This is a genomic window from Paenibacillus sp. GCM10027629 (assembly GCF_042676425.1).
Lineage (GTDB): Bacteria > Bacillota > Bacilli > Paenibacillales > Paenibacillaceae > Paenibacillus_K > Paenibacillus_K terrigena.
This window is the reverse complement of sequence record NZ_JBHTGZ010000009.1, coordinates 1013591-1034118: the sequence shown is the minus strand read 5'-3', so window position 1 is coordinate 1034118 and position 20528 is coordinate 1013591. Positions and strand designations below refer to the sequence as shown.

At 43.2% G+C, this 20528-nt stretch carries 22 protein-coding genes and 1 pseudogene; 22 read left to right on the top strand and 1 reads right to left on the bottom strand.

Features of this window, described 5'->3' with window-relative positions; translation table 11 throughout:
- The first annotated feature begins 112 nt into the window (after positions 1–112).
- The 19 genes from ACFQZR_RS14210 (at position 113) to ACFQZR_RS14120 (ending at position 16190) form a co-directional block, all read left to right on the top strand.
- On the top strand, positions 113–1234 hold the full coding sequence (locus tag ACFQZR_RS14210; protein ID WP_379346871.1) for an aminopeptidase: 1122 nt from the start codon (positions 113–115) through the stop codon (positions 1232–1234).
- 88 nt (positions 1235–1322) lie between these two features.
- The gene (locus ACFQZR_RS14205; protein ID WP_379346869.1) at positions 1323–1769 is read left to right on the top strand and encodes a GNAT family N-acetyltransferase; all 447 of its coding nucleotides are present in this window, start codon (positions 1323–1325) and stop codon (positions 1767–1769) included.
- Positions 1770–1955: 186 nt separating this feature from the next.
- The gene (locus ACFQZR_RS14200; RefSeq protein ID WP_379346867.1) at positions 1956–2804 is read left to right on the top strand and encodes an AraC family transcriptional regulator; all 849 of its coding nucleotides are present in this window, start codon (positions 1956–1958) and stop codon (positions 2802–2804) included.
- A gap of 224 nt (positions 2805–3028) precedes the next feature.
- Positions 3029–3421, top strand: a complete 393-nt coding sequence (locus tag ACFQZR_RS14195) for a nucleoside 2-deoxyribosyltransferase (protein WP_379346865.1) — start codon at positions 3029–3031, stop codon at positions 3419–3421.
- 140 nt (positions 3422–3561) lie between these two features.
- On the top strand, positions 3562–3855 hold the full coding sequence (locus ACFQZR_RS14190; protein ID WP_379346863.1) for an alpha/beta hydrolase-fold protein: 294 nt from the start codon (positions 3562–3564) through the stop codon (positions 3853–3855).
- On the top strand, positions 3839–4447 hold the full coding sequence (locus ACFQZR_RS14185; protein WP_379348845.1) for a VOC family protein: 609 nt from the start codon (positions 3839–3841) through the stop codon (positions 4445–4447). Before ACFQZR_RS14190 ends, ACFQZR_RS14185 begins: the two co-directional genes overlap by 17 nt.
- A 464-nt stretch (positions 4448–4911) precedes the next feature.
- Entirely contained in the window at positions 4912–6357 is a 1446-nt protein-coding gene (locus ACFQZR_RS14180) for an FAD-dependent oxidoreductase (protein ID WP_379346861.1), read from the top strand.
- 14 nt (positions 6358–6371) lie between these two features.
- Complete coding sequence (locus ACFQZR_RS14175) at positions 6372–6968, top strand: TetR/AcrR family transcriptional regulator (protein ID WP_379346859.1); 597 nt, start codon at positions 6372–6374, stop codon at positions 6966–6968.
- Between the two features lie 529 nt (positions 6969–7497).
- Complete coding sequence (locus tag ACFQZR_RS14170) at positions 7498–7866, top strand: hypothetical protein (RefSeq protein ID WP_379346857.1); 369 nt, start codon at positions 7498–7500, stop codon at positions 7864–7866.
- A gap of 298 nt (positions 7867–8164) precedes the next feature.
- Positions 8165–8851 (top strand): response regulator transcription factor, encoded by a 687-nt coding sequence (locus ACFQZR_RS14165; RefSeq protein ID WP_379346855.1) that lies wholly within the window; start codon positions 8165–8167, stop codon positions 8849–8851.
- Positions 8852–10387, top strand: a complete 1536-nt coding sequence (locus ACFQZR_RS14160; RefSeq protein ID WP_379346853.1) for a sensor histidine kinase — start codon at positions 8852–8854, stop codon at positions 10385–10387.
- Between the two features lie 235 nt (positions 10388–10622).
- Positions 10623–11768: a TolB family protein gene (locus ACFQZR_RS14155; protein WP_379346851.1), complete on the top strand. Its 1146-nt coding sequence runs from the start codon at positions 10623–10625 to the stop codon at positions 11766–11768.
- 29 nt (positions 11769–11797) lie between these two features.
- The gene (locus tag ACFQZR_RS14150) at positions 11798–12493 is read left to right on the top strand and encodes a hypothetical protein (protein ID WP_379346849.1); all 696 of its coding nucleotides are present in this window, start codon (positions 11798–11800) and stop codon (positions 12491–12493) included.
- Positions 12494–12758: 265 nt separating this feature from the next.
- Positions 12759–13367 carry a hypothetical protein gene (locus ACFQZR_RS14145; protein WP_379346847.1) on the top strand — a complete coding sequence of 203 codons (609 nt, stop codon included), beginning with the start codon at positions 12759–12761 and terminating at the stop codon, positions 13365–13367.
- Positions 13368–13701: 334 nt separating this feature from the next.
- On the top strand, positions 13702–13878 hold the full coding sequence (locus ACFQZR_RS14140; RefSeq protein ID WP_379346845.1) for a hypothetical protein: 177 nt from the start codon (positions 13702–13704) through the stop codon (positions 13876–13878).
- Positions 13879–14002: 124 nt separating this feature from the next.
- Positions 14003–14350 carry a VOC family protein gene (locus ACFQZR_RS14135; RefSeq protein ID WP_379348843.1) on the top strand — a complete coding sequence of 116 codons (348 nt, stop codon included), beginning with the start codon at positions 14003–14005 and terminating at the stop codon, positions 14348–14350.
- A gap of 185 nt (positions 14351–14535) precedes the next feature.
- Positions 14536–14973, top strand: a complete 438-nt coding sequence (locus ACFQZR_RS14130; protein ID WP_379346843.1) for an LSm family protein — start codon at positions 14536–14538, stop codon at positions 14971–14973.
- 124 nt (positions 14974–15097) lie between these two features.
- Positions 15098–15586 carry an NUDIX hydrolase gene (locus ACFQZR_RS14125; RefSeq protein ID WP_379346841.1) on the top strand — a complete coding sequence of 163 codons (489 nt, stop codon included), beginning with the start codon at positions 15098–15100 and terminating at the stop codon, positions 15584–15586.
- 61 nt (positions 15587–15647) lie between these two features.
- Complete coding sequence (locus tag ACFQZR_RS14120; RefSeq protein WP_379346839.1) at positions 15648–16190, top strand: GNAT family N-acetyltransferase; 543 nt, start codon at positions 15648–15650, stop codon at positions 16188–16190.
- Between the two features lie 267 nt (positions 16191–16457).
- On the opposite strand, the gene ACFQZR_RS14115 is transcribed toward ACFQZR_RS14120, so the two are convergent.
- Entirely contained in the window at positions 16458–17063 is a 606-nt protein-coding gene (locus ACFQZR_RS14115; RefSeq protein ID WP_379346837.1) for a TetR/AcrR family transcriptional regulator, read from the bottom strand.
- Positions 17064–17226: 163 nt separating this feature from the next.
- On the opposite strand from ACFQZR_RS14115, the gene ACFQZR_RS14110 reads away from it, so the two are divergent.
- From ACFQZR_RS14110 to ACFQZR_RS14100, 3 genes and pseudogenes are all read left to right on the top strand, one after another.
- Positions 17227–18675: an MDR family MFS transporter gene (locus ACFQZR_RS14110; RefSeq protein WP_379346835.1), complete on the top strand. Its 1449-nt coding sequence runs from the start codon at positions 17227–17229 to the stop codon at positions 18673–18675.
- A gap of 247 nt (positions 18676–18922) precedes the next feature.
- A pseudogene (locus tag ACFQZR_RS14105) lies at positions 18923–19375 on the top strand (VOC family protein).
- Positions 19376–19744: 369 nt separating this feature from the next.
- Positions 19745–20272 (top strand): hypothetical protein, encoded by a 528-nt coding sequence (locus ACFQZR_RS14100; RefSeq protein ID WP_379346833.1) that lies wholly within the window; start codon positions 19745–19747, stop codon positions 20270–20272.
- Positions 20273–20528: the final 256 nt, after the last annotated feature.

Here is a 20528-nt window from a genome sequence, read left to right as displayed (position 1 = left end):
AAATTTCTAATTGTTTATTATATATTTTCTATAAGTTTCCATTGATAAAATTAATTAACGAAGTTCGTGCATAAGTCATTAGGTGGTAATACGACATACTGGAGGGGTTTTCATGAAGGATCAAAGATTGCAATTGCTTGCTCGTAACGTAGTGAATTACTCACTTAATCTCAAGAAAAATGAGAAACTTCTCATCGAAGTAGAGGGACATGAAAATCTTTTAGCAAAGGCAATCGTTGAAGAAGCTTATCATGTGGGCGGAATTCCTTTTGTTGTGTTTCTTGACAATGAAGTATTAGCAATTCAACTAAATAACTGTTCGCTAGAACAGATCACATCTATGGCTAATTTTGACAAGCAGCGAATGAAAGAAATGGATGCATACCTCCTCATCAGAGCGGATCAGAATGTTAATGAATTAAATGAGGTACAACGTGAGAAGATGGATCTTTATTGGAAGAATTATTATCATGAAGTCCATGCATATCGATGGGACAGAACCAATTGGTGCATTATGAGATATCCAAATGCTTCAGCAGCACAAGCAGCTAATATGTCAACAGATCGATTTGAGGAATTTTACTTTAATGTCTGTAATTTAGATTATTCTAAACTTTCTTTACAGATGAAGAAACTTGTTGATTTAATGAAAACCACAGAAAAAGTAAGGATTGTAGGACAGGGTACTGATTTGTCTTTTTCTATAAAAAATATGCCCGTATCAATGGATGCTGGCCATCAAAACCTTCCAGATGGTGAAGTGTATAGTATTCCTAAGAAACACTCAATCAATGGATTTATTACTTTTAACACTCCTGTGATCTTCCAAGGTACGACATTTGAAAATGTAGAGTTTACATTTAAAGATGGAAGAATTGTTGAAGCAGTAGCCAACAACACTGAAAAATTGAATCAAATACTTGATTCAGATGAAGGCTCAAGATATATTGGCGAGTTTGGAATTGGTCTGAATCCATATATCACAAATCCCGTGAAAGATATATTATTTGATGAGAAGATTTGGGGTAGTATTCATCTTGCAGTAGGGACTACTGCAACTCAATGCGAAGATGCAAATTTATCTTCGATACACTGGGATATTGTATACATACAAAGACCGGAATATGGTGGAGGGCAGTTGTGGTTTGATGATGTTCTCGTTAGGCAAGATGGATATTTTGTAATTGATGAACTCAAGGGATTAAATCCAGAGATTTTTATCTCGAATTCATAGAAGGTCGTTACATTAAACCAGCTAAATATGAGACGAGATAAAAGTCCCAGCACCACTCTGTGACTAAAAATTCGTTGGAGTTGAATATGTGGATATAAAAGTGAGAAAAGCAGGAATTGAAGATGCTAATGACTTGTCTAAATTTTTCATTGAGTATGTTGGAACTGATTCTAACATTGAAAAGATGCAATATCAGTTAGAGATTATTTCGAAACAACCAAATTATTTAGTTGCAGTTGCATCTAATGACGAAAAGGTAATTGGAACAGCAATGGGAATCGTATGCCTGGATATTGTGGGAGAGTGTCAACCATATATGTTGGTAGAGAATGTTGTGGTTTCGTCAACGTATCAAGGAAAGGGGATTGGTAAGACTCTCATGGCTACACTTGAGGATTTTGCTAGTAAAATGAACTGTTCTTACATAATCTTAGCTTCTAGTGAAAACCGAGAACAAGCACATAAATTTTATGAGTCAGTAGGATACCTGGGCACTAAGACTGGATTTATAAAACGAATGGAATCTGCTCGCTAATAAAAATTTCGAAAAGACATTTGTTGGGATCGACTTCAGGCGATGTGGCGATATTGGAGATTTATGGAGCAAGCATAGCGAAATAATAATTCTTTACATCTTCGACATGCTGACTTTTTCGTGCAGAAAATGCACGGTATTCATTTTTTATCTGCGATAAAATTTATCTTGAAAGGAGGGAAAACGATGGATTGGTTGGACAGGATGAATAGCGCCATGGAATATATCGAAACAAATCTAGCGGACAACATATCATATGATGAAATAGCGCAGAGAGCCTGTTGCTCTACGTATCATTTTCAACGGATGTTTCCATTTATTACGGGAGTATCGTTATCGGAGTACATTCGACGTCGACGGTTGACATTGGCAGCATTTGAACTGCAGACAACAGATACAAAGGTTATTGATGTAGCTATGAAATATGGATATGATTCGCCAGAAGCGTTTGCACGGGCGTTTAAGAATCTTCATGGGATAATACCGATATCTGCGCGCGATAAAGGCGTTTCTCTAAAAGCCTATCCTCGAATGTCCTTTCATATTTCAATAAAAGGAGATATCGAGATGAATTACCGAATTGAACAAAAAGAGTCTTTTGAAATGTTTGGAGCCTATGGTCTGGTCAATTCCGATCCCCAAAAAGTATATGCTGAAGTTGCTCAATTTCGTCAACAATGTGATGTAGATGGCAGTGTTGAAGGGATGAATGGAATACTGGGACGATTTAGTAACACCATCTTACACGCTGCCTTATATGATCATACTGGTACATCTTTTAAATACATGGTGAGTTATTTTTTGCCAAAAGGGTTTGAAATTCCAGAGAGATTTACAAAACTATCCGTTCCGGCACTAACGTGGGCGATTTTCCCGGAACCGCAATGTGATTTAATAAAGTTATGGGGACGGATTTATTCCGAATGGTTTCCGACATCAGAATACGAACAGGTTGAAGGTCCTAGTTTCGAGATGTATTATGGAATGGCAGAGTATGTTACTGGGGAGATTTGGATACCGGTAAAGAAAAAATAACTTTTTTACTCCATGCGACACGCATGTATTTATTCATTGGATACCCGTCGTACATTTGCACAACCAGAAATGTAGGTATTGCACTAACGGGAAACGATAGTTCAATAAAAACTTTTGAAGGCAGCCGGCTTTTTGTGTCGGCTGTCTTTGCTTAACTAACGCGCAGGATACTTCCAATATGTGTTAATATATAACTACTAAAGAAATCGGAACGGGGGAAGCATGTGAAATTTTACATAGCATCCAGTCTCAAAAATATAGAAAATGTACGGCGAGTTGCTGAAAGTTTAAAAGCCCGTGGGTTTATACAAACGTACGATTGGACAACACACTCAAATATAGACTCCATATCAAAACTCTGTAAAATTGGCCAAGAAGAAGTAACAGGGGTTTTGGATGCAGATGTTGTAATTGTTATGTTTCCAGCGGGGAAAGGGAGCCATGTAGAGTTAGGAATTGCTATAGGAGCGAAAAAGAAAATATATTTATACTCCTCAGCACATGAAATCAATGATATCGGAACCACATGTACTTTTTATCATATAGACGAAATCGAACAGATTATTGGCTCATTAGAGGAGTTGATAGATTCTGTCTGTCTATCGTACCAAGAATGATTGAACTAAAGGTGGATCATTTAAATTACGGCAACAATGAAGTATTTCACTGATATTTAGAAATTGAACAAGGTAAATCTAACAAGCATCCAACTAATGTGAATTTATTATTTTCTGAAACAATTCAGGGGGCGTATTAAATGAAACCGATCATGGCTAAACCTTGGAGAAGCGTATTTTCTCCGTCAGAAGGCCACTCCATAACAGGTGATGTGAGAATTATTGATGACTTCTACATCCCTCAGTTAGACGTTGAAAGAAGAGTTTGGATATACCTGCCTAGGGGATATGAGAATAGCAGTAAACACTATCCGGTTCTTTATATTCATGACGGTCAGAATGTCTTTGATAAAGTAACATCTAATGGTACGGAGTGGGAAATCGATGAGAGCCTAGAAGAATACGCGGCATGGTTATATTCAAAGTGTCATTGAACTCTATACGCATGATCTTAAAGGATACTATCGTTTTCTAAAAGAACGTGGTGTTGATGTAAATGAGATTGATTGGGAGCAGGAACCGAATCGTCAAGGATTTGGTTTTCGGGACTGCGACGGTAATTCGTTTGGGGTTTGTAGTGTTGAACTCACTGGTCAAGGAGGAGGTAATCAAGAAATCCCAAAAGCGCATCCGTTCGTATCGCGTGTTGCAGGCGTAGAAATTCCTGTCACGGATTTGAAAAAAGCTGTTGCCTGGTATACCGAGACCTTTGGCATGAAAGTTCTTGGTGAACCAGAGAGAGATTGGGAGGCTGCAATGCTTTATCTTGACGGAGGCGAACGGCTTGGAGTACCAAACTTTTACTTGGTTGAAACACATGATGAACAACGACTTGCATTTGTGAACAGCTACACGAATATAACCCATAGTGTAATCGACTTCTACTCAGCAAATGTTGAGCCTATGCTATCAGGGTTGCATACTCGTAAAGTTAAGATGAATGGAGCAAGTGGATTTTATGACCCAGATGGGAATTCACTAGCCATATGCAGCGCAGTACATCGTGGACAAGTTAGTAAAATGTAGCGTATTGATGATGAAACTTGTCGTTATGGACAGAATGGGGAATTATACAAAATGGTCCGTTCAACTAACGGGACACGATAGCTCAATGGGGTAGTCTACAACTTTTTATACGGATTTAACTTAAGCAACACTTCAATACGAAATTGAGTCTAACGTTTTTATAAATATCATTGCGATTAAAATGACCGGGATTCGTTGATAGATAAGGAGTCTCGGTCTAATACTTTATTAAAAACAGTTGCGTTAACGGATTTCCGAAGCCATGGAGCAAACCTCCCATATTTCCACCTAGGGTCTATGACATTGCCTTGCTTTGTTCTGTTAAAAAAAGGAATTTAGCTTATTGACTTACGGAAAATAATCGTCTATTCTACTATTGACTGATTCAGTCAATCTAAAAATCCAACACATATTTTAATAAATAATTGACTGATTAAGTCAATCGAAAGTTAGGAGTGAATCATATGAAGAATAAACAAAAAGAAGGCAAGGCTATCGTGATCGGTGGCAGCATCACAGGTTTGATGACGGCAAGGGTCCTCTCGTCGTATTACGAAGAGGTAATCCTTATCGACAAGGACGAATTTCCGCATCATCCCGCAGATCGGAATGGTGCTCCGCATGGCTTTCATCCCCATAGGTTCACACAGCGTGGTAAAATGATTACGGAGCAGCTTTTTCCTGGCTATGAGGAAGAACTGGTGGCTCTTGGTTCACCAAGTTCACTAAATAAAACCGTTCATATGATGAATCAATATGGAACGGTAGCCGGACCTTATCAACGGAACGATATAAAGTTCAGCCGTGCTGTACTGGAGTGGGTGATCCGTGGACGTGTAAAGGAGATTCCCAATGTACGGCTGCTAGAGGAGCATGATGTCATTGGGCTTCATACAGCTCCGAATCATACGGCCATAACGGGAGTCCAAGTACGTAGGAGAGGAACAAGCAAGAAGAGCGAATTCTTGGCGGATCTTGTTGTGGATACCAGCGGCCGCGCCTCCAAACTGACGCAATGGTTGAAGGAGTTTGGATATGATATACCTCGCTCTGATCGGATGAAAGCAGCTATCGGATACAGTACGCGTCGATATAACGTACCTGCGCATTTGAAGCACCTGATTGAGAAATGGGATGTGATCAACATCATGGGCCAACCGGTCAAGGGAACATTTACGGGTGTATTTTCCTTTATAGAGAATCAGGTGGCTGAAATGCTGCTGTATCGTCCAGGTGGGCATTATCCACCAACGAATGCGGAAGATTTCGAACAAGAGGTCGCTCAGCTTCCTACCCCTATGATTGCAGAAATCTTGTGTGAGCTCGAACCTATCACCCCGCCTAAGGGTTTTCGTGTACCAGAACTGTACCGTCACCACTATGAGGAAATGGAAAGATGGCCGGACGGATTGTTAGTGTTGGGCGATGCGTTCTGTATCTATGACCCGATTTTTGGTCAAGGGATGACGGTTGCTGCCATAGAAGTGGATTTGCTAAACACCTTATTGCAGGAGCGACAGAACAACCCTGAGCCTCATTTCGAGCAAAAGGTGCTCCGTAGGATACAAGAGAAGGTCATTACCCCTGCCTGGTGGTTAAATTGCGCAGCGGATTTGCAGTGGGATGGCGTCGAATATGAGGCAGGCACTGAACCACTCAAAGGAATTGCTTTTGGCAGCAGGTATATGAATTTGATCCTGAAAGAGGGGACTGCGAATCATAATTTCAAGCTATTCGGGTTATACTGGGGCGTTAATTCGCTATCATTACCGCTGCATGAGTTGTTTAATCCACAGATGGTCAAGTCGGTGCTTGAGGCATCGGAGGAAGGACAGCAACTACTCGCGGACCTGCTGAAAGAATACGAGCTGCCGTTAGAAGAAGCATTAACTAAAATGATTCCAAGTTAGGAGTGAAAGACGTATTGTCTCCGTTGAATGAAGAACAACAGCATCACATTCGAGATGAACGCAGGGAGCAAATTATAAGCGCTGCGCTTAAAGTTTTTGCAAGGCGGGGGATTATTGGGACGAAAATGAGCATGATTGCCGCTGAAGCCGAGATTAGTCATGGGCTGCTTTATCATTACTTTGCGTCTAAAGAAGAGCTTTTCACAACACTTGTTGAAAGAGCAATGATTGCATCGGATGAGGCTATACAAAGTGTTTATGAGCTGCCGGGGTCGCCGATCGATAAAATCAGAGTGTTAACGCAAGATATGTTGGATGAAGGTGGTACGGACTACTTTCTGCTGATCCATCAGGCACGAACATCAGATGGAGTGCCTGAAAAGGTGGTGGAGTTGATGAGGCATTACTCGATGGACAATTACGTCAAGCAACTGCAGGCATTATTCCGGGAAGGACAAGAGCTCGGAGAGCTTGTGGTTGGAGATTTGGACGAAATGATTTCGTCTTACCTATCGGTCCTCTCTGGTCTGATGGTGCTTAATGTGCAGAAGATTGGTGGGTACCAGCTTCCGAGAGTTGACGTGCTGCTGAGGATGATTGCTCCTTTATAGCGAAGAGTGACATGGCAAGTAAGGGCTGTTTTCAAGTAGATAAATCTACTTCGAGACAGCACGTTATTTTAATTCAATGTTGCCATCATGCATGTACATGATGGCATGCAGTTCTGAAGATTACATAAAAACAAAAGAGTTAGTACAAAAAAATTTCCTAACATTGATATTAAGTTTGCAAGAAAAGCAATAGAATGACGTGTTCTTTTATACTAACGGGACACGTTACGACAGAAACTAATGCATAAGGTTATTAATTGGATGTAGGTGGTGTTTATGATGCAAGTAATAATTGTCATTTTATTATTAAAAATCATTACACTTCTTCTTAGAATTAACTCGAAACTGCCCAGGCGTGATTTGACAAAAGAAGCCTTAGAACGGTACCAAAAAGTAAAGCTTAAAGATAAATAAATGATTACGCTAACGGGACACGTTAGTTCAGAACAAGGCAAGGATTGTTTTTAGCCATATGTATCTACACAGCATCGTACTGTAGGAGGCGATTATAGTTAAGCCAAAAGAGTTATTGGAAACTTACGACTTACAAGATAGCATTGTAGAGCAAATTGAATACTTGCTCGATGAGAAAAAGGTTCAATTAAAGCTGGAATTATGTCAGTGGAGACAAAAACATCATGATACTTCCGAGCCCGAAATACAGGAAGGAATAATGACATTTAGTGTTGTAGAATCACTTCAAATTGAACCACCATCGTTTTTGATTAACAGTAATGAGATTCTTGAGGTAAGATTAAATGCTGAAAATGGGAGTATCGAGTTTATACTTATGGGTTCTGATGATGTGGGAAAGGTCAAGATTCTATCACAAGATATTCTTGGGAAGGGCGCTGAAAGCTCAGCATTAAATTTGGCTGAGGAGATTAAGCTAACGTGACACGATACTTGAAGAGGCTGCCGCGAAGCAGCCCTTATTCCGTCAGCATAGAAGCGGGATAACATGCAAAGAGATTGCTTTGGTCGTGTATATCCTGTGGTGGTAAAGAAGGAGTCCGTAATTTCGGAGTTAAGCTAACGGGACACGATAGTTCAATTGCATTAGGGCTGCCGGATGGCAGCCTTTTCTATACTAATGAACGGGTAGGATCGTGTCTGGATCGTGGAGATTAAGGACCGTGCAACCGTTTCAGCTTGTTTGGTATAATACATGGTACAAAGTAATCGAGGAGATGTTCATGATCAAAATACTTGTGGTGGATGACGAGAGCAGCATTCGCGCGGCTGTAGCTTATGCGCTGCGTAGGGAAGGGTATGAGGTGGAGATGGCTGCGGACGGCAAGGAAGCGCTGGACAAGGTGGAGTTGTTCCAGCCCACGGTGATGGTGCTAGATGTCATGATGCCTCGTGTAAGCGGTTATGACGTTTGCCGCAAGTTGGATGGTCGACCGCGGCCTGCGATTCTGTTGCTGACTGTCAAAGATGATATTGTCGATAAAGTGCTGGGTCTGGAGTTAGGCGCTGACGATTACATGACCAAGCCCTTTGATATGCGGGAGCTGCTGGCTAGAGTCAAGGCGCTATCGCGTCGGGGAGGTTATGTGGAGCAAATGCACCAGGAGCAGCAGGATGTGTTGAGACTGGGAGAACTGTCTGCCGAGCTGTTCAGCCGTGTGGTGTCTATTCAAGGTGAGCTGCTAGACTTAACGCCGAAGGAATTTGATCTACTGGTGTTGCTTATGCGCAATCCGGAGCGGGTCTATTCTCGGGAAATGCTGCTGGAACAGGTATGGGATATGGATTTTGCGGGTGGTACCCGCACGGTGGACATCCATGTGCAGCGTCTGCGCAAAAAGCTGGGCAGTCACCACGGACTCATTCAGACCGTTTACGGCATTGGCTATAAAAGCACGGGGTCACCCTAGATGACCGGCAAATTTCGGCTCGGCTTGAAGGCGAAATTGTCATTGTTACTCGCCCTGTTGCTCGTATTTATCGTAACCTGCCTGAGCGTGTTGGTGCTGAGCGGCATCCGGGAGAACCAGCGAACGATGCTGGAGCAATCTTTTACCCGACAGGCAGAAGCCGCCAATCTGCGCGTGCGGGAGGAATATCTGACAGGAAGCAAGATTCCGCCGGATCAATTTATGAAGCAGACGGGACAACGGCTGGCCGTGGATTTGGGTGCGCAAAGCGGTATGGCGGTGACGCTGTATACGGTAGATGGCTCATTTGCCGGCACCTCGCTGCCATTTCAGCCTCGGGCAGATGTGCAGGATGCTCTACAATTTACGGCACAGGGGCAGTTATCATACATTACCGAAGGGGATCAGCTGTTATTCCTTGCTCCCCTGTACAATGCCGAACAGCGATTGGGCACGGTACAGTTTCATGCTTCGCTCGCCGAGCAAAATGCTTTTTACGCCCGCATTCGCCAGTTGTTTCTTCTTGCCGGTGCCACCGTGCTGGGTGCAGGTTTCCTAATCGGCTACTTGTATGTCCGGCGACAGGTCAATGTCATTGCCCGGCTGAACAGGGCGGCATCGCAAATTGGTCAAGGGAATTATCTATCGGCCCCTTCGGTAGTCAGAAAGGATGAGCTGGGCGAGCTTGCACAAGGAATCTATGAGATGAGCGGCAGCATTTCCAGTTCTGTCGGTGCTCTGCATGAAGAAAAGCAGAAGCTGCTTGAAACGGTGGGGCTGCTGCGAGAACTGGAACAACAGCAAAAGCAGTTCATCGGTAATATCAGCCATGAGCTAAAGACGCCGTTAACCTCGATTATCGCGTACGCCGACCTGTTGACGATGTACAGCGATGATCCTACCCTGCTGGACGATGCCGGAAGACGCATCCATGTGGAGGCACAGAGACTGTACAGTCTTGTGGAGAAGGCGCTACATCTGTCAGCGATGGATGTTTACGAATTTGAGACACAGGCGGAGGCGGTTCCACTGCGGCCTTTGCTGGAGGATGCTGTGGCTCGGCTGCAAGGAAAGGCGGATAGCTGCAGGGTTACGATTCATACTTCGCTTGTTGAAGGTGAGGTGTGGGCCGATCCCGAGAACGTGATGCACATCATGCTCAATTTACTGGACAATGCGATAAAATATAACCGCCCAGGCGGACAAGTTCATCTGATGAACTTCACGGCAGCGTCAGCAGACGGAACACACCGGATGATCATTGAGGTTGCTGACACGGGAATCGGTATTCCCGAGGACGCCGTATCCCGAATTTTCGATCCGTTTTATACGGTCAGTAGAGACCGGTCAAGAGCTAGCGGCGGAACTGGACTTGGGTTAGCCTTAGTTCGCAATCTAACCGAGAAGCAAGGCGGAACGGTGCAGCTTGTAGAGACGGGACCGGACGGTTCGCGTCTCAGGGTAGAGCTTCTACTGCATGCCTTCGGTTCGGAGAGGATAATATATACACCAAATGACGAAGCCCGGAATGAATGAGATCATCCGGGCTTTTCGCCATGATTCAGACAATGCCGGCTTCCCGGATTGTTTACAAGTTCGTTACAAGTCGGATATGTTAATGCAATATTGTCTTTATATACTAAAGGCCATGGGGGAGCTTTGCATCGGGTTGGATCGAAAGGAGACAACAACTGGATCAAGTGGCCCGGGTCTGAATAATTTTTGAAGCAGGAGGTCCCTGATGAACAAAGGGAAATACATCGCCGGGCTGATGGCCGCGACCATGCTGACTGCCGGTATCTTATCCGGCTGTAACGTTGAGCAGAAGGGCAGCACAGCACAAGTAGGCAACACGCCGGATACAACGGGCCAACCCCGCTCCGGGGCGGGTGGAGGAAAACGTGAACTGACCGTAGTCAAAGAGAGCAAACCACCTGCTGAACAGGGCATTGCCGTTCAACGCATACATCAGGTAAATGGCGCAAATATCGAGAAATGGCTCTCAGACCATGAGTTGGAGATCCAAGTCACCACGGTAGAGAAACAGGCCACCGCAACGGAGGAAGCGCAATATAGCTACCATCGGTTCCGTCTCGATCTGGAGACTGGTGATCAGCAGAGCATCAAGGAAAAGACAGGAGCGGACCAGGGAGAAGTCATCAAAACTTTCCTATCGCCGGATGGGAAATATAGCTTCATTCAGACCTGGAAGGACAAATATAAGGCCGTGAACGAGATCAAGAATATGGCTACAGGGGAGCGGCATGAGGTCACAGTCGACAATTATTTGGAAGTGGGCGGCTGGCTCAATAATGACTCCTATGTTCTTGCCGCCGGATCGATGAAGGGTCGAGGCGAGATATGGAACATTTCCGTGGACGGTACCCGGAAGAAGATCGAGCTGCAGGATCCTGATGTTGAGATCTTCACCGAAATTGCTACGGGCAACGGGAAGATTTACTACACCGATGCCAAGAGCCGCATGAAGAGTTTCACCCCCACACAATCCCGACCAACCCTGCTGGCTAATGACGTCTCAACTATGAGTCTATCCCCTGACAGTCAACGGATCGCCGTCTCCACCGCGAGAAGCGGCGGGCAGGAAGACTCGCGTCTGCTCATCTACGATACGGGTGGTCATGTACAAGGTTTGTTGATCGGTAAGGGCGATTTGCTGTCCCATCAGTCCTGGTCCCCCGATTCCTCCAAGCTAGCGTTCGCGGTCTATACCGAGGATAAGGGCGGCATGAATGGGATCTATATCTTTGATACGGTCTCGGGCAAGGTATCGCCGCTAGGCTTATCATATTACCCGGTATACCCGCTGAGCTGGAACCCTTCTGGCACTAGGCTGGGTATTACCGTGGACGATAAAGAGAAGCTAATCGTCACGCATATTGTGGATTTCAAAAAATGATATTGTTCAGAAAAAAGGAGAGATTCGTTATGAAAAAAACACTTTTGACCGTCATCGTATTGGGAATGACTTTATCGGGAGCTGCCGGCGTGTATGCCGGCAGCAAGCTGGAGAAGATCAACGCATATCTGAATCACGGCATTACCTTTGTCGTAAACGGGGCAGATCAATCCTTAACAGACAGTAACGGCAAAAAGCTGGCGCCAATCACTTATCAGAATACGACGTATTTGCCGGTGCGGGCCATCGCCAACCTGGCTGGAATCCAAGTAGGATTCGATGCCGCTAGCCAGCAAATTCGGCTTGAAACAGAACAGGACAGCGGTAACCCCGCAGATAAATGGACAACCATCCATTACAGCGAAGCACAAATCAAGGTTATCAAAGAGGCATACGCCAAGTTTGAATCCTTTGAGACGGCCTATGCTCCACAGCAAATGGCCAAAAACGACAGCTACGTTAAAGCAGCAGCTGCGGGCGATGGAGTCAATCTGATCTTTAAGCATATGACCGTGAATGTGTCGCCGCGGGATTACTCCGATGGTTATAAATCCAAGGAGGTTAAGCTGTCTAACGGCGTGAGCGCGAAATGGTATACGCCTTCCAAAACACCGCTACTGGGTTTCCAATTGGACGACCGGACGGTAACGATCAGCTCCCTTGACGGTTCCCTGAGCAGCAGCCAAATTGAACAGGTCGCTGTTAGTGTAGCTGAACTGAAGTAAGGAATTGAGGAATAGCAACAGTACAGTTTATTTAAACGAAAAAGAACTCCTGATTAGGGGGTTCTTTTTTATCTGCTAAAATCGGAAACATCACTTGTAGAGGTATTAGGTGCTGTAGTATGTTAACCTTGATTCAGCCACGATTAGCGTTTCTGAAATCACGTGCAACTTTCCATTATTTAGTTTCGTTTAAGAGGTGAAACAGACGGGACAACGGCTATAGCGTGAAGAGCGAGAAAACTTTTAGGAGTGAACAAATGTGAGGATGTATTCTAAAAGCATTAGAATATTGATTGGTGTGGTTTTTATCGTTTGTGTAGTGGGAGGTGTAATGGTATTCCAAAGCACATATGCTAAAAGTACGACTAATCAAAGCCACATAAATTCTCCTAACTATCCTAAAAATGAACATGGACAGACATACGGTTTGGCTGAAGAAGCTACCTCCGTTGAAATGCTACCTGATTTAATCCAAGCAGGAAGTGTGAATGGCATTAAAGGGTATTTGCTGAAAAAAGATTATCTCGGTGAACCTGGCAATGTCCCACTGTATGATGTTTATGGGAAAACCATAATTGGTTCTTTTCGTATTGGCGCTAAGAATATGAAATTTCCTAAAAATAAAAACGGACAGACATACGGTTCTAGCTCAGATGCTACTTCTCCAGAAACGGAACCTGAATTAATCAGTGCTATGGGTGTGGATGGCACTTCAGGATATGTGCTGAAAACAGACTTAGACGGTGAACAACCAAAATCACCTGAGGAAGCCCTTGCGATACAGAACAGTAGATCACCAGGTGGTCGTGATATTCCACTATATGATGTTGATGGTGAAACCGTAATTGGTGTGTTTCATGTGGGAGGAGAGTAATAAAAAAGTATGTTAAGAGTTCTGATAACGAGGAACGATAGTTCAATAAAAGAGAAGTTCAATAAAGAAGCCACTTCATTTATTCGGGGTGGTGCTTGTTTTTAGATGAAAAGGCAGAAAATATTAATCGGCTAAATAGTTATTGTTATTTGCGCGGCGTGGATGGTATTTAAGACGTTTCCTCGTTCAATCGACGTAACGTTGGCGGGTGTTAAGTATTAGCTTAGCGCTGAAGGTGCGAAGGCGGGTACGGAACCAGCGACGGTAGTAATTCAGGGCAAATTGTATACGAGCCTGAAGGGTGAACATACATTCAAAGGTGAAGTGAGTATTGTTGGCCAACAAGCACTTCACTCAAGTGACGCTCCTCTTGAGTACGCCGCAAAAGGTTTGGAATAGCGACAATGGATATATGATTTGGGCACCTGCATCCACTCGTGAAGATGCGTTGACGCTGTCGAATAGTTTGATGCGCAAATTTTTGGCACTTTATGGGCTGTCGTTGCAGTAAAATGGGTTATTCGCTGAGGTAAGCGACAGAAGGAGGGGTTGAAGAAGGAATTTGTTTATATTTCTTGAATTTCTAATTTAATCGAAAAATTAAAGAAATTAGAGAAGGGAGCGAGTTTATTATGATGATAAAAGGTTTCGGAGGAATATTTTGGAGGACTAAAAATCTAGACGCTGTAAAAAAATGGTACAGTGAAGTGCTGAAGATTGAAATAGAAAATTGGAATGGAACTATTATTAAATCCCATTCAGGAAATGAAATTGCCTTTTCATTCTTTACTGAAGATGACCTTTACTTCCCAACAGAACAACAAGTGATGTTAAATTTCGAAGTTTATAATCTAAACGAGACTATTAAGCATCTTGAACAAATTGGTGTACCTCTTGTAAAGGAAAAAGAGATTAGTGAATTTGGTAAGTTTATTTGGATTAAAGATCCTGAAGGTAGACTGGTTGAGCTCTGGGAGAAATAACGGATTGTAATTATTCATATTTTGTTGAAGAAACGGCAGCCAGCATATGGGCTGTCGTTTTCTCTACGAGTACGAACACATTCATCTTGACCAATTCCTAACATTAGAGTTTCATACGGCACTTGCGTAGAGACGGCTTGCTACTGCCTGAATAGATTGTAATACCTGTAGAAAAGAGGTGATGAATGATGGCTGTAAAATCCAAAATGACAAGGAACAGCGCAAAGCAATGGATAGGTCAACCTGTATATATCGAATTAAAGAACGGGCGTTCTTATGTTGGTTGGGTCACAGGTGCAGAGAGTGGGCAACTGATTATGTCCGGACAGAGTAGCCCGCGGAAGACAAAATTGATTTCTAACAAAGGTGTACGCAAAGCTCGGGTTTCCAGTTTTATACCAGGTATGTTGGGGTCAATGATTGGGAGCGGTTCGATGTTTGGCAGTGCTATGAATCCCGGCTCCGGGGGCATCGGTGGAGGAAGCGCAGCAGGTGGAATTGGTGGGGGCTTTGGAGGCCTAGGGGGTATCATGGGATTTATGGGAAAAGCATTTCCTTTAATGAAGATGGGCTTTGGAATGATCAAATCCATTATGCCGATTATGAAAATGTTTAAAGTATAAGGCTTAAACCAGCTTTGCAGACTAAACTGTCCGCGAAGCTGGTTATCTACATAGTACGAAGGCAGGAAAGTATAGGAACCATGTGGAATAAATATACAAATTATCCATTTTAGGAGGTCGTGAAATGGCGTTTCCGACACATATTGTATCTGCAGGCGGAATTGTAGAAGATGGAAATGGAAATATCCTATTAGTAAAAGCCCATGACGATGGTTGGGTGTATCCTGGTGGGATAACTGAAGTTGGAGAAAACCTGATTAATGGCGTGATTCGTGAAATCAAAGAGGAAAGTGGAATAGACGCCACTGTTAGCCATTTAATTAGTGTTGTTTCGAATACAGCGATCCATAAGTGGTATGACGGAGTGACTGATGTTCCTACGAAGGTCATGTTTGATTTCGTGTGCAAAGCTGTGGGTGGAGAGTTAGCTACTTCTGATGAAACGAGCGAGTGCAGGTGGGTTCCAAAGGAAAATGTTCTGGATTTGATTACTTTACCCACAATTCGCATGCGTTTTGAAGCTTATTTGAACTTTAACGGCTCTGTGAATTATATGGAGTACGTCACTGCGACAACGTCAGAATGTAATGTCAAGCTTCAAAGGTGTGTTTAGTTGTACGAGGGCACGTGTTATAAAAATCATTGCACTAACGGAACACCTGGGGAGGCAAAGTATGGAGCCTAGATTTCAAACAAGCCGCTTAACTCTTAGATTATTTGAACCCTCGGATGCATCATTAGTTCAAGCCTTTGCTGGAAGCGAAGACGTTGCACGGACAACTCTCTCTATTCCTCATCTATATCCTGATGGTGCGGCTGAGGCATGGATTGAACGTACTCGAAACGCATCTAAAAAAAAGGATATTTATTCTTTCGCGATGGTCAAAAAGGAAGATGAGATGCTAATTGGGTGCGTAAGTTTACGTGTTTCAAAAAGAGAAAACCAGGCTGAACTAGCCTACTGGGTAGGTCGTCCTTATTGGGGGCAAGGTTATGCCACAGAAGCAGCGCAAAAGATAGTTAAATTTGGTTTTGAAGGGTTGGGCTTAAATCACATTTCTGCTGCTGCAATGACGAAGAATCCAGCGTCTTACAAGGTTATGCAGAAAATTGGGATGAAGCCAGAAGACAATTTGCCTAAACAAATCTTAAAGTCCGGAATTTACGAAGATTTAGTTCATTACGGTATGGTTAAATCAGAAATTATTTATGATTAAGCTGACGGGACACGATAGTTGAATAACACATACGTTTAAAGCTACTGTACTCCAAGCACTAATAATTTCCCACTGGCTTCGGCTGGTGGGCTTTTTGTCGTTTACAACTTAAATAACCATCCGGTAAGGGAGACGGAAGAACCGTACCCTGCCAGCACTAGCGGGGTATTTTAAGGATAGCTGGCAACCGGTTCCTCCGGCAGATATTTGAGTTCAGAGTATACATGAAAAAACCCGCTTGGCGTAAGCCTTACGAGTTTGAATTAGCTAAATAGGGAAATGTACATGCGCCGATCCGAGCCTTGAGATTTGGGAGAATAAAATAGCCATATCTATTGGTGATAGATCAAATTCCCGTTGAATCCAGAATTGAATGGTCCCCACATAGGCTGAGGCCAGATAAGCAAACAAATACTGTTGTTTTGCAGGAATATCGACTGAAATAGTCTGCCGATATTCTGCTCGATAGGCGTTCATAAACTGTTGATTTATTAATTCGATCATCTGGAGTGAAAGATCTGTGTCACCTCCAGGGCCCAAGAATACTTTGAAAAAGCGTTTTTGCTCAAATACAAATTCGAATGGACGCACGTAACCTGCTGGTGGATCTTTAAAGGGCTCACGATTTTCTAGAGTGTGGCCAAGTTTTTTTATGATCCGATGAAACTGTTCCAATATCTCATTTTTGAATTGTTCATAAAAATCATGAATGCCTTGATAGTGCAAATAGAAGGTGCCTCTATTAAGTCCAGCTGTATCAGTCAGTTCTTTTACAGTAATGTTCTCCAATGGTTTTTCTGATGCCATATCAAGCAAAACTTCTCTTAATAGAGTGCGGGTTCTCAAAATGCGCCGGTCAATTTTTTCAATCATTACAGTTCTCCCTAATAAAAATGTAACTTTACTGATCTTTTTGTGCTCAGCTGTTGATTAATGAACAGAAATATAATTTTTGTTCATCGATTTTTGAGTGTTCTCATTATAATCAATAAGTAAAAGTTAATCAACACAATGTTCAGTAAAAAGGAGAGTCGTTATGATTAAACACCAAGCAGCCCCAGAATCGTCTGGACAACTTAATAAGATCCGTACACGAAGAACATTCGTACTTGCGCTAATGGCTATTATCCCTGGCATGATGATGGTGATGATCGACAGCACTGCAATGAATGTAGCCATTCCCAGTTTGACCAGAGATTTTGGAGTTTCTTTTGACGCGTTACAGTGGGTGATTACTGGTTATATGCTAGCTATGTCAGTTACTATTCCACTTGCAGGTTGGTTCTCGGACAGACTCGGAGCAGCGAAAGCTTATATCATAACAGTTATTTTATTTGTAATTGGATCGCTTCTATGTGCATTGGCTCAAAACGCCATGCAGTTAACTATTTTTAGGATTATCCAGGGGCTTGGAGGGGGGATGGTTCAACCAATTGGTATGGCTATGGTGTTTCGCCTTGCACCGGAGAATAAGAAAGGTCAGGTCATGGGCATGCTTGGCATTCCTATGTTGCTAGCGCCGGCTTCGGGACCCATCTTGTCTGGTTGGTTGTTAGAATCTAGTGGTTGGCATTGGATTTTTCTCATTAATCTTCCCTTGGGAATTATTACTGTTTATTTAGGTGTACGATATTTATTTGATGCAAAATCTCTAAAAATTTCGTCTTCCTTGGATAATAAGCACCCCTTGGATATAATTGGGTTATTTTTAGCTCCTATGGCTTTTGTTTTACTTGCTCTAAGCATTAATATTGATGCTGTCTCCTGGCTTGTTTGGCTAATGGGAGCAGCCGGTATCATGTTACTGATTTGGTTATGGCTACATGAAATAAAACATCCACATCCAATCTTAGCGCTTCAGGCTTTCCGAGCAATCAGCTTTAGAAGAGGCATGTTTGTGAGTTGGATACAATACATCGCACTTAATGGATCCCTCGTATTTATCCCACAGTATCTCCAAAATTTCAAAGGGTATAGCCCATTTCACGCCGGGCTGGTTATGAGCATGCTGGCAATTACTTCTGGATTACTTATGCCGATCGGCGGGAAGATTTTTGATAGGGTGGGTATACGCCCTCTTGCAGGCTCGGGTCTTGGAACGATTGCCTTGGGTTTAATGCTCCTCTCGCAAATTGGCCCGAACACAGGAGGTGTGCTAATTGGAGGGATCGTAGGGTTGCTTGGAATTGGAATGGGACTTTGTATGATGTCTCTAAATATTTATATTCTTCAATCGGCTCCCGCGGAGCTGATCAGCCGAGTTACACCCTTAACTTCAGCAAGTTCCAATTTAATAATACCTATTGCTATTGCTGGCTTAAGCAACTTCCTGGCGATCCGAGCTACCGCGCGAACAATAAAAGTAGGCGGTAATACATCTATGGTTGAGATGGCGGGTTATTCTGATACCTTCATACTTACGGCTTGCATTGCTTTACTCGGGGCATTGTTCAGTCTACTGCTCAAGCCTAAACGCCAGGAATAGATTTTAATGATATTGCTAAGTTAAAAATTCCCGCCCGGCTCTTGTGTCATCTGGGATAGTAAAATATTTATACGATTTAATATGACATATCCGAAAACCTAATTTCACATTTTACTATAATGTGACTTATCTTTGTTATCATGAACTGTGACAAGATGTTAATCGTTTGGAAGGAATTAGTAATTCTTGATAGAATAAATATGAAGATGATCAGGTAATAATTTTGTACACATAAGGAGATAAAACTATGGCAAAAAATAAATTACTAAGAATGGACAATGTTGGCATCGTTGTAGAATCCCTTGATGACGCAATCTCTTTCTTCGAGGTGATTGGCTTGAAGCTCGAAGGGCGAGCTACTGTCGAAGGTGAATGAGCTGGTCGCGTAACCGGGCTGGGCTCACAGTGTGTAGAGATTGCTATGATGGTTACCCCAGATGGCCACAGCCGACTTGAACTTTCGCGATTTCTCACCCCACCTACTATATCAGATCACCGAACTGCTCCTGTAAATGCCCTTGGTTATCTACGCGTCATGTTCACCGTTGAAGACATTGACGAAATGGTATCCAGACTCACTAAGTATGGTGCTCAGCTCGTTGGCGAAGTGGTTCAGTATGAGGACTCGTATCGGCTCTGCTACATTCGTGGAAATGAAGGACTTCTAATAGGTTTGGCGGAACAACGCGGTAATAAATAAGTGACGTTTAAAAGAAGACTTAACTGAAATATACATTACTAGAGTAAAAATAGAAACAGAAAAGCAGTGTGAAAGTATCTCGAAGAAGTCGGGTGCATCATATAAACACCGCATTCACGCTCCGGGTCTGGGCGACCATCGGTCCCGGAAACAAGGAACGAGGAAGTAATTGACGGGACAAATCCGCACCGACTAACCGCATCGCGGCCGGCAGCATGCTCGGTGGGACTTCGTGATGCATGAACTTTAACGGAAATCAATGCAAAACCTAATTAAAGGAACTCAACTAACGGGTAGGCTAGCACTATTGAACAGGCTGCCGGCACAATCGGTAGCCTGTTCCGCTAAATGGGCAGATGGCATTGACCCTTGAACGAAAACGGGATAATTAAAACTAAAGGCAGGAAGGAAGAGGCAATAATGAACCCTCTGGATTACATTGAATATTTGGGACACAGCAGCGTTTACCCTCCTTTGGTCGATCAGCTTTTGCGGGACAAGATAACTTGGCGGCCGACTGTGCGGAGGAATCTTGATACGACCTATTTTGTGAGTGGAGAGGGTGTAGTTCTCCATTTCGATATTGGCGCTGAAAACAACGGTATCACCAAGAAAAGCGAGGGTGATTATATATTTGACGAATTAACAATGACGATCACGGAAGAAAATAAGAAACATGGAAAATATAACGGTCCGCTTCCTTATGGATTGTTACAAAGTTATTCAAGAGCCCAGATCGAAGCTAAGCTGGGTACACCCACGAGGAGAGCCGAGGAATTGGATAACTACTATTTGGATGGCCTCGTGTGGACAGCAGCCTTTGAAGGCGAAAGGTTTCAATTCCTGAAGTTGGCTGTTCCAACAAATGGCAAGCGAAAATATGGCCTCTGCCCATAATGATTTGCGGAACTGAGTTGTAAACTTAAATCACTGCACCGTGCTCGCTCTTTCGAAGAACGAAGTTGTCGGGTGACAAGTACTTGATCTCATAAAAAGCCGCGTAATTAATCGATTGGATAATAAAGGAAAATGTGAGGGGATGTCGAAGTTATTAATGCATCTTAATCTATACTTCGAAGGGGATATGAGAATGAGCTTAAAGGTTGAACCGTTGGATTTGCAAAAGGCGGATATATCAGGTTCTAAGTGGCAA

Coding starts and splice junctions, on each gene's coding strand:
- ACFQZR_RS14120 (WP_379346839.1), top strand. CDS start 15,648: ATGGAGCCTAGATTTCAAACAAGCCGCTTAACTCTTAGATTATTTGAA.
- ACFQZR_RS14145 (WP_379346847.1), top strand. CDS start 12,759: ATGTATTCTAAAAGCATTAGAATATTGATTGGTGTGGTTTTTATCGTT.
- ACFQZR_RS14115 (WP_379346837.1), bottom strand. CDS start 17,063: ATGATTGAAAAAATTGACCGGCGCATTTTGAGAACCCGCACTCTATTA.
- ACFQZR_RS14110 (WP_379346835.1), top strand. CDS start 17,227: ATGATTAAACACCAAGCAGCCCCAGAATCGTCTGGACAACTTAATAAG.
- ACFQZR_RS14160 (WP_379346853.1), top strand. CDS start 8,852: ATGACCGGCAAATTTCGGCTCGGCTTGAAGGCGAAATTGTCATTGTTA.
- ACFQZR_RS14200 (WP_379346867.1), top strand. CDS start 1,956: ATGGATTGGTTGGACAGGATGAATAGCGCCATGGAATATATCGAAACA.
- ACFQZR_RS14210 (WP_379346871.1), top strand. CDS start 113: ATGAAGGATCAAAGATTGCAATTGCTTGCTCGTAACGTAGTGAATTAC.
- ACFQZR_RS14130 (WP_379346843.1), top strand. CDS start 14,536: ATGATGGCTGTAAAATCCAAAATGACAAGGAACAGCGCAAAGCAATGG.
- ACFQZR_RS14155 (WP_379346851.1), top strand. CDS start 10,623: ATGGCCGCGACCATGCTGACTGCCGGTATCTTATCCGGCTGTAACGTT.
- ACFQZR_RS14125 (WP_379346841.1), top strand. CDS start 15,098: ATGGCGTTTCCGACACATATTGTATCTGCAGGCGGAATTGTAGAAGAT.
- ACFQZR_RS14190 (WP_379346863.1), top strand. CDS start 3,562: ATGAAACCGATCATGGCTAAACCTTGGAGAAGCGTATTTTCTCCGTCA.
- ACFQZR_RS14135 (WP_379348843.1), top strand. CDS start 14,003: ATGATAAAAGGTTTCGGAGGAATATTTTGGAGGACTAAAAATCTAGAC.
- ACFQZR_RS14165 (WP_379346855.1), top strand. CDS start 8,165: ATGATCAAAATACTTGTGGTGGATGACGAGAGCAGCATTCGCGCGGCT.
- ACFQZR_RS14180 (WP_379346861.1), top strand. CDS start 4,912: ATGAAGAATAAACAAAAAGAAGGCAAGGCTATCGTGATCGGTGGCAGC.
- ACFQZR_RS14150 (WP_379346849.1), top strand. CDS start 11,798: ATGAAAAAAACACTTTTGACCGTCATCGTATTGGGAATGACTTTATCG.